Source organism: Flavobacterium galactosidilyticum (genome assembly GCF_020911945.1).
Taxonomy (GTDB): Bacteria; Bacteroidota; Bacteroidia; order Flavobacteriales; family Flavobacteriaceae; genus Flavobacterium; species Flavobacterium galactosidilyticum.
The window spans coordinates 2,671,597-2,686,888 of sequence record NZ_CP087135.1 but is presented as its reverse complement, the minus strand read 5'-3'; the positions used below and the strand labels follow the sequence as shown (position 1 = coordinate 2,686,888).

General features: G+C 33.1%; 12 protein-coding genes. 4 read left to right on the top strand and 8 right to left on the bottom strand.

All coding sequences use genetic code 11. The features are described 5' to 3' along the window. Positions 1–414: 414 nt before the first annotated feature. From ilvC to LNP27_RS11510, 6 genes are all read right to left on the bottom strand, one after another. Positions 415–1,884 carry a ketol-acid reductoisomerase gene (gene ilvC / locus LNP27_RS11535; RefSeq protein WP_229941750.1) on the bottom strand — a complete coding sequence of 490 codons (1,470 nt, stop codon included), beginning with the start codon at positions 1,882–1,884 and terminating at the stop codon, positions 415–417. A 68-nt stretch (positions 1,885–1,952) separates the two neighbouring features. Beyond that, a complete protein-coding gene (ilvN, locus tag LNP27_RS11530; protein ID WP_229941749.1) occupies positions 1,953–2,474 on the bottom strand; it encodes an acetolactate synthase small subunit in 522 nt (173 codons plus the stop codon). 4 nt (positions 2,475–2,478) lie between these two features. Next, positions 2,479–4,176 carry a biosynthetic-type acetolactate synthase large subunit gene (gene ilvB / locus LNP27_RS11525; protein ID WP_229941748.1) on the bottom strand — a complete coding sequence of 566 codons (1,698 nt, stop codon included), beginning with the start codon at positions 4,174–4,176 and terminating at the stop codon, positions 2,479–2,481. Between the two features lie 38 nt (positions 4,177–4,214). Then, the gene (gene ilvD / locus LNP27_RS11520) at positions 4,215–5,888 is read right to left on the bottom strand and encodes a dihydroxy-acid dehydratase (protein WP_229941747.1); all 1,674 of its coding nucleotides are present in this window, start codon (positions 5,886–5,888) and stop codon (positions 4,215–4,217) included. A 276-nt stretch (positions 5,889–6,164) separates the two neighbouring features. After that, positions 6,165–7,280 (bottom strand): 3-isopropylmalate dehydrogenase, encoded by a 1,116-nt coding sequence (leuB, locus tag LNP27_RS11515; protein WP_229941746.1) that lies wholly within the window; start codon positions 7,278–7,280, stop codon positions 6,165–6,167. A gap of 47 nt (positions 7,281–7,327) precedes the next feature. Further along, a complete protein-coding gene (locus LNP27_RS11510; RefSeq protein WP_229941745.1) occupies positions 7,328–8,503 on the bottom strand; it encodes a 2-isopropylmalate synthase in 1,176 nt (391 codons plus the stop codon). Between the two features lie 155 nt (positions 8,504–8,658). Between LNP27_RS11510 and LNP27_RS11505 the strand changes: the two genes are divergently transcribed. Further along, entirely contained in the window at positions 8,659–10,203 is a 1,545-nt protein-coding gene (locus LNP27_RS11505) for a hypothetical protein (protein WP_229941744.1), read from the top strand. Positions 10,204–10,233: 30 nt separating this feature from the next. Here the strand turns inward: LNP27_RS11505 and LNP27_RS11500 are convergent, their stop codons facing one another. Then, positions 10,234–10,455, bottom strand: a complete 222-nt coding sequence (locus tag LNP27_RS11500) for a hypothetical protein (RefSeq protein ID WP_229941743.1) — start codon at positions 10,453–10,455, stop codon at positions 10,234–10,236. A 324-nt stretch (positions 10,456–10,779) separates the two neighbouring features. Beyond that, positions 10,780–12,756 carry an alpha-ketoacid dehydrogenase subunit alpha/beta gene (locus LNP27_RS11495; RefSeq protein ID WP_229941742.1) on the bottom strand — a complete coding sequence of 659 codons (1,977 nt, stop codon included), beginning with the start codon at positions 12,754–12,756 and terminating at the stop codon, positions 10,780–10,782. A 165-nt stretch (positions 12,757–12,921) separates the two neighbouring features. On the opposite strand from LNP27_RS11495, the gene LNP27_RS11490 reads away from it, so the two are divergent. From LNP27_RS11490 to LNP27_RS11480, 3 genes are all read left to right on the top strand, one after another. Beyond that, positions 12,922–13,872 carry an isopenicillin N synthase family dioxygenase gene (locus LNP27_RS11490; protein WP_229941741.1) on the top strand — a complete coding sequence of 317 codons (951 nt, stop codon included), beginning with the start codon at positions 12,922–12,924 and terminating at the stop codon, positions 13,870–13,872. 127 nt (positions 13,873–13,999) lie between these two features. Continuing rightward, on the top strand, positions 14,000–14,329 hold the full coding sequence (locus LNP27_RS11485) for a translation initiation factor (protein ID WP_229941740.1): 330 nt from the start codon (positions 14,000–14,002) through the stop codon (positions 14,327–14,329). Between the two features lie 61 nt (positions 14,330–14,390). Next, on the top strand, positions 14,391–15,260 hold the full coding sequence (locus LNP27_RS11480) for a nucleoside phosphorylase (RefSeq protein ID WP_229941739.1): 870 nt from the start codon (positions 14,391–14,393) through the stop codon (positions 15,258–15,260). The last annotated feature ends 32 nt before the right edge of the window (positions 15,261–15,292 follow it).

The following is a 15,292-nucleotide window of genomic DNA, read 5'->3' as shown; positions in this document are numbered from 1 at the left end:
TTATATTGTAATAATCATAATAAATTAAATGAAATCTAATAATAATTAATTTTTCCTTTGATTTATTGAACTTTTATTATTTTTAAAATATAGATTTAAAAAAAAGCGAGAAAGATTAAATCCCTCTCACTTTTGATATAACAATTTTTAAAACCAAGAAAATAGTAATCAAAAACTATTTTTTGAACAGCGCTACAAATTAAATAAGCTATACAAAAAACGGTAATTTCTAAATTTTTACCATTAGGGATTACTTCACTCAACTTTAACCTCATTCAAAGTTAAGTGAATGTAACAGCACTCCTATTCATCTTTTCTTATGTAATAATGCTTAACTAATTCAAAATTTTAAGAAATTAAATGATATAGTGCTAATCCCAACACATCCTCTTAGGTGTACTATCTATTTTTTATTTATCCAATTTTTTTCATAGCAGTCATAGATTCTCTTAACCATTCTCCAACTTCTTCAATTGGATGCTGACGAATACTTTTGTTCACTGCAATTAGTACCGCATTATCTACTCCATTTGAAGTTGAATACGGTTTTCCAATTACATTCGTCTCTACATTTTTCATGAATTCTGTCAATAACGGTTTGCATGCATGGTCAAATAAATAACAACCATATTCAGCCGTATCTGAAATTACACGGTTCATTTCGAATAATTTTTTTCTTGCTATAGTATTAGCAATCAAAGGCAATTCATGTAATGACTCATAATATGCTGATTCTTCAATGATACCTGCTTCAGTCATTGTTTCAAAAGCTAATTCAACTCCAGCTTTAACCATAGCAATCATTAAAACACCATTATCAAAATATTCTTGTTCTGAAATAGTAGTTGTTGTTGGAGCTGTTTTTTCGAAATTAGTTTCACCTGTTGCAGCTCTCCATTTTAATAAATTCACATCATCATTAGCCCAGTCAATCATCATTGTTCTAGAGAATTCTCCCGAAATGATATCATCTTGGTGTTTTTGGAACAATGGACGCATAATGTCTTTCAATTCCTCTGCCATTTCAAATGCTTTAATTTTTGCAGGATTAGAAAGACGATCCATCATATTTGTAATACCACCATGTTTCAACGCTTCAGTGATAGTTTCCCATCCATACTGAATCAATTTAGAAGCATAAGCTGGCTCGATTCCTTTTTCAACCATTTTGTCAAAACATAAGATAGAACCTGTTTGCAACAATCCACAAAGAATAGTTTGCTCTCCCATTAAATCTGATTTTACTTCAGCAACGAAAGATGATTTCAAAACACCTGCTTTATGTCCGCCAGTCGCTACAGCATACGCTTTAGCTTGGCCTAAACCTTCACGGTTTGGATCATTTTCAGGGTGTACGGCAATTAATGTTGGAACCCCAAACCCTCTTTTATATTCCTCTCTTACTTCAGATCCAGGGCATTTAGGTGCACACATGATAACCGTAATATCTTTACGAATTTGCATTCCTTCCTCTACAATATTAAAACCATGAGAATAAGCTAATGTAGATCCTTTTTTCATTAAAGGCATGATTGCAGTAACCACAGCAGTGTGCTGTTTATCAGGTGTTAAGTTGCAAACTAAATCTGCTGTTGGGATTAATTCTTCATATGTTCCCACTTTAAAACCATTATCAGAAGCATTTTTGAATGAAGGTCTTTTTTCTGCAATAGCATCAGCACGCAAAGCATAAGAAATATCTAAACCAGAATCTCTCATGTTCAATCCTTGGTTCAAACCTTGAGCTCCACAACCTACAATAACAATTTTTTTCCCTTCTAAAGCTTTAATTCCATCCACAAATTCTGATTGATCCATGAATTCGCAAACGCCTAATTGTTCTAATTGTAATCTAAGTGGTAATGAATTGAAATAATTTGCCATTTTTTATTTTTTAATGATTGTAAAATTTAATTTTTGAAATAACTCCTTCTAATATCTAGAAGCTACTTTTACTTTAATGTTTCTAATAAACTTGAAATTTCCATTTTTTGTTTGGAAACCGATATTCTTCCAGATCGCACAAATTGCATGATTCCAAAAGGTTTTAATTTTTCGTATAATTCTTCAATTTCATCACGTTGTCCCGATTTTGAAATCACAAAAAAGTCTCTTGCTACGGTTACAATTTCAGAATGACTTTCTTTAATTATATTTTGAATTTCTCTCTCATCAAATAATAAGTTAGATTCAATTTTAAACAAAGCATTTTCTAAGAAAATAGTTTCCTCGTCAATATGATAGAAAGCTTTGATGACTTCGATTTGCTTTTCTATTTGTCCTACTATATTTTGCACCCATTTTTCTGTTGTATTGACTACAATAATGAATCTAGAAACATTTTCTATCTCAGATTCGGATACATTTAAACTTAAAATATTGATATGACGTTTCAAGAATATCCCCGATATTCTGTTTAATAAGCCAACGTTGTTTTCTGAATAAACAGAAATGGTGAATGTTTTATTTTCCATAATATTAACTTAATCTGATATCAGAAACCGACGCTCCTGTTGGGATCATTGGGAATACATTATTTTCTTTCTCTACCATAACTTCTAAGAAATACGATTCTTTTGAAGCCATCATTTCAGCAACTGCCCCATCCAAATCTTCTCTTTTGGTTACTTTTTTCGCTTTGATATAGTAGCCTTCAGCAATCGCTATAAAGTTAGGATTAGTCATTTCAGTAGAAGCATATCGCTTGTCAAAAAATAATTGTTGCCACTGACGAACCATTCCTAAAAACTCATTGTTTAGTACTACAATTTTGACAGGAACTTTAGTTTGGAAAATAGTTCCTAGCTCTTGAATAGTCATTTGAAAACCTCCATCTCCAATTATAGCAACTACTTCGCGGTCTGGCATTCCCATTTTAGCTCCAATAGCAGCTGGTAAAGCAAATCCCATGGTTCCTAAACCACCAGAGGTAACATTACTTTTTGTAGTATTAAATTTGGCGTAACGACAAGCGAACATTTGGTGTTGTCCTACATCTGAAACCATTATCGCATCCCCTTTCGAGTGTTTGTTAATCATTTCAATAGTTTCTCCCATAGAAATTCCTTTCCCATTGGTTGGAGCTAACTCTTCATTGATCACTTGCGCTAATTCAGTTTCGTATTTTTCTTTGAATTCATTGTGCCACGATTCATGCTTTTTATTCTCAATTAAAGGTAGTAAAGCAGTCAAAGACTCTTTCAAATCTGCTAAAACTGCAACAGTTGTTTTCACATTCTTATCAATTTCCGCAGGATCAATTTCAAAATGAATTACTTTAGCTTGTTTCGCATAAGTTGCTAAATTACCCGTAACACGGTCATCAAAACGCATTCCAAGAGCAATAAGGACATCGCATTCATTAGTCAATACATTTGGACCGTAATTTCCATGCATTCCTACCATTCCCACATTTAATGGATGGTCAGTTGGCAATGCTGAAAGTCCAAGAATAGTCCAAGCAGCTGGAATTCCTGATTTTTCAACTAATGCTTTTAATTCGGCTTCTGCTTCGCTAAGGATAACTCCTTGACCAAATACGATAAAAGGTTTTTTAGCAGTATTAATCAACGCTGCCGCTTCCTTAACTTTATCTAGATGTAATGTTGGTTTTGGATTGTAACTTCTAATGCTGGTGCATTTTTCATAACTAAATTCGATTTCGTCAAATTGAGCATTTTTTGTAATATCAATCAATACCGGACCTGGACGACCGGATTTAGCAATATAAAAAGCTTTTGCCATAATTTCTGGAATCTCAGAAGCTTCCGTAATTTGGTAATTCCATTTTGTAACTGGAGTGGAAATCCCGATAATATCAGTTTCCTGAAAAGCATCAGAACCCAATAAATGTTTGCCTACTTGGCCCGTGATACAAACCATCGGAGTAGAATCTATTTGTGCATCAGCAATTCCAGTAACAAGATTAGTTGCACCTGGCCCTGATGTTGCAATGGCTACTCCTACTTTTCCAGTTGCTCTTGCAAAACCTTGCGCTGCGTGCGTTGCTCCTTGCTCGTGGCGTACTAAAACATGGTGTAATTGGTCTTGAAATTTATACAATTCATCATAAACAGGCATTATAGCACCACCTGGATAACCATAAACTATGTTAACATCTTCTTCTAGCAAGCATCTAATTACAGCCTCAGCACCAGATATTTTATTGTTTTTCATTTTTAATTTATATTTTCAATTAGTATTGAAATTGCTTTTTATTTATCAGTAACACATCCTTCTGAAGCACTAGAGACCGAACGCATATATTTAAGTAAAACTCCTTGTTTGATTGCGGATTCTGGTTGTTTCCAATTTGCTTTACGTTTTGCAAATTCTTCATCAGAAATTTTCATATTAATGGTGTTTTTTACAGCATCAATTGTAATTATATCGCCATTTTCAATCAGTGCAATTCCACCACCTTGATACGCTTCTGGAGTTACATGTCCTACAACAAAACCGTGGGAACCACCTGAAAAACGTCCGTCAGTGATCAAAGCGACTGTGCTTCCTAAACCAGCACCCATAATAGCAGAAGTTGGTTTCAACATTTCAGACATTCCTGGGCCACCTTTTGGACCACAGTAACGAATGATGACGACATTTCCTGGTTTTACTTCACCACCTTGAATTCCTTTAATTACATCTTTTTCGTTTTCATAAACTACTGCTGTACCTTCAAAAAACTCTCCTTCTTTACCGCTAATTTTAGCTACACAACCTTCTGAAGCAATGTTTCCGTATAGAATTTGGATATTTCCAGTTGCTTTTAGTGCTTTTTGAATTTCGAAAATAACTTCTTGACCATCATGTAAAGCAGGAATTGTTTCTAAATTTTCAGCGATAGTTTTACCTGTTACAGTCAAACATTCTCCATGCAACAGACCTTCTTTCAATAAATATTTCATTACTGCCGGAACACCACCTACATTGTGTAAATCTTCCATTAAATATTTTCCACTTGGTTTCAAGTCGGCTAATAATGGTGTTTTATCACTTATATCTTGGAAATCTTGTAATGTCAATTCAATTCCTACCGAATGGGCCATTGCAATTAAGTGCATTACGGCATTTGTCGAACCTCCTAAAACAGCTACCATTGTAATTGCATTTTCAAATGCTTTACGAGTCATAATGTCTCTAGGCTTAATATCTTTTTCTAGCAGTATTCTTATTGCTTTACCAGCATCAATACATTCTTGTTTTTTTTCTGGACTTAAAGCTGGGTTTGAAGAGCTATAAGGCAAACTCATTCCTAATGCTTCAATTGCTGATGACATCGTATTTGCCGTGTACATTCCACCACAAGCTCCAGCACCAGGGCAAGCATTTTGAATTACACCTTTGAAATCTTCAGGAGAAATTGTGTTACTAAATTTTTTACCTAATGCTTCAAAAGCAGAAACAATATTCAAATCCTCCCCTTTCCATTTTCCTGGATGAATAGAACCACCGTAAACCATAATCGATGGGCGGTTAACTCTTCCCATAGCCATAAGTGCTCCAGGCATATTTTTGTCGCAACCAGGAACAGCGATTAAGCCATCGTACCATTGCGCTCCCATAACAGTTTCAATAGAATCAGCAATTACATCACGAGAAACCAACGAAAAACGCATTCCATCATTCCCATTAGAAATTCCGTCGCTTACTCCAATAGTATTAAAAATTAAACCAACTAAATCTTCTTTCCAGACCCCCGTTTTAATATCCTTTGCTAAATCGTTTAAGTGCATGTTACAAGGATTACCATCATAACCCATACTAACGATTCCAACTTGTGCTTTTTTAAGATCTTCTTCAGTTAATCCAATACCATAAAACATAGCCTGCGACGCTGGTTGCGTTTCATCCTGTGTGATTGTCTTGCTGTATTTATTTAATTCCATTGTATTTATATTTGTCAATATTTTTGATTTATCCCTAAAAAAAAACCTCCCAAAATGATGGGAGGTTTTAAATATATTTCTAATTATATCTATACCATTTCCCCTGCATATGTGATTACCACAATGACACTAATAATTGGAGAAATAATAATTGAATTTTGCATTTTTATATTTTTTTACATTGACAAAAGTATGAATACTTGAAGCATTAAAAAAATAAAATCTCAATTATTAACACATTACCAATTAAAAAATGTGCTTTTTAACTATATTATGTTAAACAATAGTCGATTGACCAATGTAAACATTATCGCTTTTAAAATATAAGTCGTCCTTACTTAAAATAAAATTCGAGATAAAATCCCCTACTTCATTTGTTCCAAATTTCGAATACGGATTCAAATCAGCTGTGACTACATTTAATTCGATCGCTTTTGCAACAGCTTCATACACTTTTTCGGCTTCGAGATGAAGACTAAAATGCTCCAACAACATTGCTGCTGAAAGCACAGAAGCGATTGGGTTAGCAATGTTTTTTGTTTTTGCTTCAGAAAAAGAGCCATGAATAGGTTTAAAAAGAGCAGTAGAATTACCTAATGAAGCAGATGGCAATAAACCAATGGCGCCTGTAATCACACTAGCTTCATCCGATAAAATATCACCAAACAAATTCTCTGTCAAAATAACGTCAAACTGCTTTGGATTGATAATAATTTTCATAGCTGCATCATCAACAAACAAGAATTCAGTTTCTACTTCAGGATAGGAATCGCTAATTTCAGTAACAATTTTTCTCCATAACTTAGAAGTTTCTAAAATATTGGCTTTATCAACTAACGTGACTTTATTTCTTCTTTTTTGTGCTGTTTTGAAGGCTAAATGAGTAATTCGAATAATTTCATCCTCAGTGTACTCACATAAATCAGAGGCTACAGTTCCTTGTTCATTTATCTTTTTTTCAGTGAAATAAGATCCTCCTGAAATTTCTCTAAAAATTACAAAATCAGTATCCTCAATGATTTTTCTTTTTAAGGGAGACAAATCCAATAAATCCCTATATGGTTTTATAGGTCTAATATTTGCATATAATCCTAGTGCTTGCCTTAGTCTTAATAATCCGTCGATAGGACGCAATTTTGTATTGGAATTATGGTCGTATTTAATGTCACCAATTGCTCCCATTAAAACTGCATCTGTATTTAAACAAAGGTTCAGCGTTTGCTCTGGTAATGGATTTCCTGTTTTCTCTATAGCATAGGCTCCTATTAGAGCATCTTCAAATACAAACTCATGGTCGAAAACCACAGCAATTGCATATAATGCTTTTTTTGCCTGTAAAATTACTTCTGGACCAATTCCATCTCCTGAAAGTACCGCTATTTTTAAGTTCATAGGACTGTTTTTATTTTTAGAATGCTTACTTCAATTTGATTTGTGGATTAACATCTAATTAATTCACCTTGTATTTTGCATACTTCTATAATTTGATGAATATCATCATCAATAACCTCTTTTTTAATATCTGCAAACTTCAAAAATTCGATGTAAACAACATCTAATTGAACTTTTGAAAGCTCATAACCTACTTTTTTTGCTCTATAAGCTAATGCAGCTCTACCACTTCTAGCAGTAAGAACTATTGAAGACTCATTGACCCCAACATCTAAAGGATCCATGATTTCATAAGTCGCTCTATTTTTTATCACACCGTCTTGATGAATTCCTGAACTGTGTGCAAATGCATTAGCACCAACAATAGCTTTATTAGGCTGAACGATCATTCCCATGCTTTCAGAAACTAAACGGCTCATTTCGTTTAACTGTTTTGAATCGATATCAGTGTATAAATTCAAATAGGGATGCTGCTTAAAAATCATCACTACTTCTTCAAGTGCTGTATTTCCTGCTCTCTCTCCTATTCCATTGATAGTACACTCAATTTGTCTAGCACCGTTTACTGCTCCTGAAATCGAATTTGCAGTTGCCATTCCTAAATCATTGTGACAGTGGCAAGAAAGAATCACGTTTTCAATTCCCTTTACGTTTTCGCGTAGGTATTTAATTTTTGCACCGTATTCTTCTGGTAAACAATATCCTGTTGTGTCAGGAATATTAAGTACAGTAGCGCCTGATTTAATTACTTCTTCACAGACTCGCGCTAGGAAATCATTGTCAGTTCTACCGGCATCTTCAGCATAAAATTCTACATCTTCAACATACGATTTAGCGTGTGCAACAGCGTATTTAGCTCTTGCAATTACATCTTCTCTTGTTGTGTTTAATTTATGTACAATATGTGATTCTGAAGTTCCTATTCCGGTATGAATACGAGGATGTTTAGCATGTTTTAAAGCTTGTGCAGCAACGTCAATATCATTTTTTACTGCTCTTGTCAAGCCGCAAACCGTTGCGTTTTTTACAATTTTACTGATTTCTGTAACAGATAAAAAATCGCCTGGGCTAGAAACAGGGAAACCAGCTTCGATGATATCAACACCCATATCGTCTAATCTATTCGCTATCACGAGTTTTTGATTGGTATCTAACTTACAGCCTGGGACTTGTTCTCCATCTCTCAAAGTAGTATCAAAAATTTGGACTTTCTCTCTATTCATTTTCATTTATTTAATGTAATTTCACAACTTAGTAACAAAGTTAGATTTCAACACTTTAATTATAAAACTCATTTTAACCAAATATACTGCTCATAAAGCAATTAATAAACACTTAATAAGCTTATTTACAGTACATTGCACTTCAGTATTTTACAATGGCTAACCATCAAAAAGATTTTCTATTTGTTCTAATAAAATCACTTTCAAAGTCTGAAAAAAGACAATTTAAGATTTTTGCAAGCAGACTTGAAACTAGTTCAAACACAAAATTTATTGAATTATTCAATATTTTAGATAAGTCAGAAGCATATGATGAAAAACTCATTTTGAAGAGTGGAATTATCAAGAAAGTCCAATTGTCGAATCTGAAATCCTATCTGTATAAACAAATTTTAGTCAGCATTAGATTAAATATTCCAAGTCAAAATACCCGTTATCAAATACGTGAACAAATCGATTTTGCCACTATTTTGTATAATAAAGGTTTGTATAAGCAAAGCTTAAAAATTTTAGATAAAACCAAAATTATCGCATTAGAAAATGACGAAAAATTAATGGCATACGAAATTGTAGAGTTTGAAAAACTAATTGAATCACAATATATCACCCGAAGTATACAAGGTCGTGCAGATGAATTAGTTATTCAGGCAAAAGAATTAAATTATCAAAATACAATTTCCAGCAAATTATCTAATTTATCGTTACAACTTTATGGAATCATGCTAAAAACTGGTTATGTAAAAAGCGATGAGGAATATAAATATATTGACAATTATTTCAACAAGCACATTGCTAAATTTGATGAAAAAAAATTCGGTTTTAGGGAAAAATATTGGTTTTATAATGCTAATCTTTGGCACAGTTTTTTAGTTCAGGATTTTTTAGCCAGTTATAAGTATGCGTATAAGTGGGTTACACTTTTTTACAATAATCCTACAATGATCTATCTAAATCCTGTATTCTTTTTGAAAGGAAATCATTATTTATTGGAGTCGTTGTTCATGCTTAAATATAAATCAAAATTTAAGAAATATTTGATGTTGTTAGAAGAAACTACCAGCGATCCTAGATTTCCTGTCAATGATAATATCGCTTCGTTATCATTTTTATATCTGTATAACAACAAACTAAATTATCATATTTTAGAAGGAACTTTTAACGAAAGTGAATACCTAATTCCAGAAATTTTAGACAAATTAAAGCTACATAGCGAGCACTTAGACGAGCATCACGAAATGCTATTCTTTTATAAGATAGCAAGTATTTATTTTGGAATTGAAAAATATGTAGAATGTATATTTTACTTAGAGAAAATCATAAATAACAAAAATCTTTCGATGCGCGAAGATTTGATGTGTTTTGCTCGATTATTGAGTTTAATAGCGCATTATGAACTTGGGAATGATTACTATTTAGAAAATCAACTTAAAAACACCTACAAGTTCTTGCTTAAAATGAATGATTTGCATGAGGTTCAAAAAGAGATTATACGATTCATGAAAAATCTTAATTCTATTTATCCCAGTGACATTAAAAAAGAATTCATAAAAATGCGACAACGTTTTATCGAATTAGAAAATAACACTTACGAGAAAAGAGCGTTTTTATATCTGGACATCATTTCTTGGCTTGAAAGCAAAATTGAAAATAGAAAAATAAGTGATATTATCAAGGCAAAAGCTAAATTAGGTAATAGATAAAAAAAATAGCAGTTCGTAGCTTCTATTTTTTTATGCTTCCTTTCTACCTCTGATAATATCATCGAAGGCTGCACATTTTACATACTCTTGATTTCCAGCGATAATCATCGGCAAATACACGAATTCTACTTCTGATAAATCCTCTTTTAAGTAAAATGTCATATCGTCTAAATGAAAAAACCATTCGGTATCAAATTGTATTTTATTGATCGTTGCGTCTTTAATTAGTAGTTTCTCTTTTAAAGGTTTCATAATTTTTTATTAATGTTTCAAAATTAAAGTATCGTCGTCATGTTGCCAAAATATTATTCTATTTTTATACTATAATCAAATTATTTATGATTTGAATCATGATAAAAATACCAAATAAATATTTCACACAAAATTAGATACTTTAACAACTACTCTAAAACTTAAAACTATGAACGGATTTTTCAAAACATTACTAGCAGGCTATGGCGCCAAGAAATTAGGCGGAGGATGCTTCGGAACAATTATAGTATTTATTATTATATACTGGATATTAGGTTATTTTTAGAATGTGAATTAAAAATAAACCAAATAATAATTTCTCTATTAATACTTCAAAAGCTCTTTAAGATCATTTTCGAATCTGCCTTTAGGTAGGTACTGATCTTCTAGAGCTTTTGTAAATGGAATTGGACTATCTAAACTAGCGACACGTTTGACGGGAGCATCTAAATATTGAAAACAATTTTCCATAATCATTGCTGATATATCACTGGCTAAACCGCCAAACATACTGTCTTCTTGATATATAATTACTCTTGCAGTTTTCTTTACTGAAGCAAAAATGGCTTCAGTATCTAAAGGTTGCAAAGTTCGTAAATCTAATAAATCAGCAGAAATACCTGGATTTTTTGATAGGGTATCTAATGCCCAATGAACTGCTGCACCAAATGAAATAATAGTCACCTGATTTCCTTCTTTTAATAAAGCTGCTTTTCCTAAAGGAATTGTGTAATAGTCTGTTGGAACTTCTTGTTGAACACTTCTGTATAATTGTTTGTGTTCAAAAAATAAAACCGGATTCGGATCATTAATCGAAGTATTCAATAAGCCTTTAGCGTCATAAGGAAATGCTGGATAAACTACTTTTAAGCCTGGTGTTTTAGTAAACCAAGCTTCGTTTGTTTGTGAGTGGAAAGGCCCTGCTTGAGTGCCGCCGCCGCAAGGCATTCGAACAACAACATCAGCTTTTTCAAGCCAGCGATAATGCGATTTCGCTAATAAATTTACTATTGGGTTAAAACCACTCGAAACAAAATCAGCAAACTGCATTTCAACAATTGCTTTATATCCATTTATAGATAATCCCATTCCTGCAGACACGACTGCACTCTCACAAATTGGCGTATTACGCACACGCTCTTTGCCAAATTTTTCTACAAAACCCTCCGTGATTTTGAACGCACCACCGTAATCCGCAATATCCTGACCCATTATAACCGACTCTGGGTGGCGTTCCATCGATTCGCGTAAACTATTAGAAATTGCATCTATGAAGCGAATATTTTCTTTTTTTTCTGAATGCTTAAATTCCTCATGTTGATAGGGTTTATAGACATCATCTAATTCTCCACTATAATTAGCTTCAATTTTTGGTTCAGCATTGGCAATAGCCAAACCTTCATCTATTTCTTTCTTAATCTCTGTTTTTAAATCTAGGTCAAAGGCTTCAGAAAGAATTCCACTTTCCATTAAAAATTTTCTAAAATTATCAACGGGATCTTTAATCGCCCAAATATCCATTAATTCCTGTGGAACGTATTTTGTACCACTCGCCTCTTCATGCCCGCGCATTCTGAAAGTTTTAAATTCTAGTAAAACAGGACGAGGTCTTTCGATCATCGATGCTTTTAATTCAGATAAAAGATTAAAAACTTCAAGAATATTATTGCCATCAACAATGTGACTTTCCATGCCGTAACCTACGCCTTTGTCAGCAAGATTTTCGCAACGATATTGCTCATTTGTTGGTGTCGATAAACCATAACCATTATTTTCTATAATAAACATCACCGGCAATTCCCAAACCGAAGCAATGTTTAACGCCTCGTGAAAATCTCCCTCGCTGGTAGCGCCTTCACCAGTAAAAACAGCTGTTATTTTACCGTTTTTCTTTAATTTATTAGCTAATGCAATTCCGTCAGCAACTCCTAATTGAGGTCCTAAATGCGAAATCATTCCGATAATTTTATATTGTTGGGTGCCAAAGTGAAAACTGCGATCTCTACCTTTGGTGAAACCATTTGCTTTTCCTTGCCACTGCGAAAAAAGGCGGTATAAAGGAATATTTCTTCCTGTAAAAACACCTAAATTCCTATGCATTGGTAAAATGTATTCATCAGCTTCTAAAACTGCTGTGACTCCAACAGAAATTGCTTCTTGACCTATTCCTGAAAACCATTTTGAGACCTTTCCCTGACGAATCAGAATTAACATTTTTTCTTCTATCAGCCTAGGCTTTAATAGTTTTTTATACAAATCTAGTAATTGGTTATCAGTAAGATTTTTTCTGTCGAAGGTCATTTTCTAATTTTTTGGTATAGTTCAAAGATAAAAAAATATAACAGTTTTACTATAAATTGTTATATTTTTTTATTTTAATGGTTGTATTATAAATTTGGAATTAAAATTATTCTTTATCTTTGTGTTTACAAGATTTATGTCTTGTTATTTATAAAATAAAAAAATATGCAAAACATTCCTAGTGTTGACTTGCGTGATTTCCTTTCGGACGACCCGAAACGTAAACAAAAATTTGTAAATGAAATCGGAAGTGCTTTTGAAGATATTGGCTTCGTAGCGCTAAAAGGGCATTTTTTAAACGACCAACTGGTTGATGAATTGTATGGCGAAATTAGAAATTTTTTCTCTTTACCGTTAGAAACAAAACACAGTTATGAAATTCCTGGAATTGGCGGACAAAGAGGTTATGTTTCTTTTGGAACTGAACATGCTAAAGGCCGTATAGAAGGGGATTTAAAGGAGTTTTGGCATTTTGGACAGTATGTATCAGAAGATTCAAAATATGCCGCTGAATATCCTGAAAATGTTGAAGTGAAAGAATTACCTCGTTTTAATGTGGTAGGAAAAGAAGCTTACCAAATGTTAGAAAAAACTGGTGTTTATGTGTTGAGAGCCTTGGCACTACATCTAGGTTTAGATGAATTTTATTTTGATAATTATGCTAAAGAGGGAAATTCAATACTAAGGCCTATTCACTATCCTCCTATTACATCGGAACCTGCAAATGCGATTCGTGCTGCAGCGCATGGAGATATCAATTTGATTACTTTATTGATGGGAGCGCAAGGAAAAGGATTGCAAGTACAAACTCATGACGGCGAGTGGATTGACGCTATTGCGGAGCCAGACGAATTAGTTATCAATGTTGGTGATATGCTATCTCGCCACACAAATAATAAATTGAAATCTACAATTCACCAAGTGGTAAATCCACCTCGAGAATTATGGGGAACTTCACGTTATTCCATTCCATTTTTTATGCACCCTGTTAGTGATATGAAATTAGATTGTTTAGATAATTGTATTGATGCAGAACATCCAAAACAATTTGAAGACATTACAGCAGGCGCTTATTTATATGAACGTTTAGTGGATTTAGGGTTAATTAAAAAATAAAATCCTACAACCCGCCGCGGCGGGGAATAATTATATAAATTCCAAATACCAAGAAAATGAGACTACTTATCAAGTCACAAAATATTGGAATTTGGAATTTATTTTTTGAAATTTTAATTTAAAACAAATGGACTTACAAGACCAATTAAAAAACCTTTTTCCTGATCACGAACCAGTTCCTGAAGAATTGATTGAAGCAGTTCCGCATGAATTATACGTTCAAAAAGAACCTATGATTTGTAAATTTGAAAAGAGAAAAGGAAAAGCTACAACCATAATAGAAGGTTATGAAGGTACTGATGAAGATTTCAAAATTCTAGCTAAAGAAATTAAAACTAAATTGAGTGTTGGTGGCACCTTCAAAGACGACTCCATAATCATACAAGGCGATTATCGTGATAAGATTATGACGATTTTAAAAGATAAAGGCTTCAAGGTAAAACGCGTTGGAGGCTAGAGAAATTGTTTAGTAATCAGTTGAGGAACTTGAAACCTAAAACATTTAAACAAAAAAAACAATGATAAAGTCATCAGAATTAATATTAAATCCAGATGGTAGTGTATACCATTTAAACTTGAAACCAGAAAATATAGCCCACGACATCATCTTTGTAGGTGATCAAAATCGGGTAGAAAAAATAACACAGTTTTTTGATAGCATAGAATTTTCGACTCAAAAAAGAGAATTTAAAACCCAAACGGGAATTTTCAAAGGCAAAAGAATTACAGTGATGTCAACTGGAATTGGTCCCGATAATATTGATATAGTAGTCAATGAATTAGATGCATTGGTCAACATCGATTTAGAAACTAAAAAACCAAAAGACAAATTAACCTCACTAAATATCATTAGAATTGGGACTTCGGGATCTCTGCAAGCGGATATTCCTGTAGATAGTTTTGTAATGTCAAAATTTGGCTTAGGATTGGATAACATGCTACGCTCCTATTTAATCGATGAAGTTTCTAACATCGATATGGAAGACGCTTTTGTAAATCACACGAATTGGGATCCTAAAAAAGGAAAACCTTACGTTATTTCTTGTTCTGCAAAGTTAGAAAAAATAATAGAAAGCGATAAAATGCATAAAGGAATCACAGCAACTGCAGGTGGTTTTTATGGTCCTCAAGGACGTGTTTTACGATTGCAAATTCAGGATGAAAATCTGAATTCTAAAATGGATAATTTTCAGTTTGAAGGCAACCGAATTACAAATCTCGAAATGGAAACTGGAGCAATATATGGACTTTCAGCACTTTTGGGACATAATGCACTTTCGTTAAATGCGATAATTGCTAATCGTGCTTCTGGAACATTTAGCGAAGACCCTTATAAAGCCGTAGATGCGTTAATCGCTTATACTTTAGATAAATTAGCCCAAGGTTAATATTTTTTTAGAGCTATTTCCTGCTCTTCACT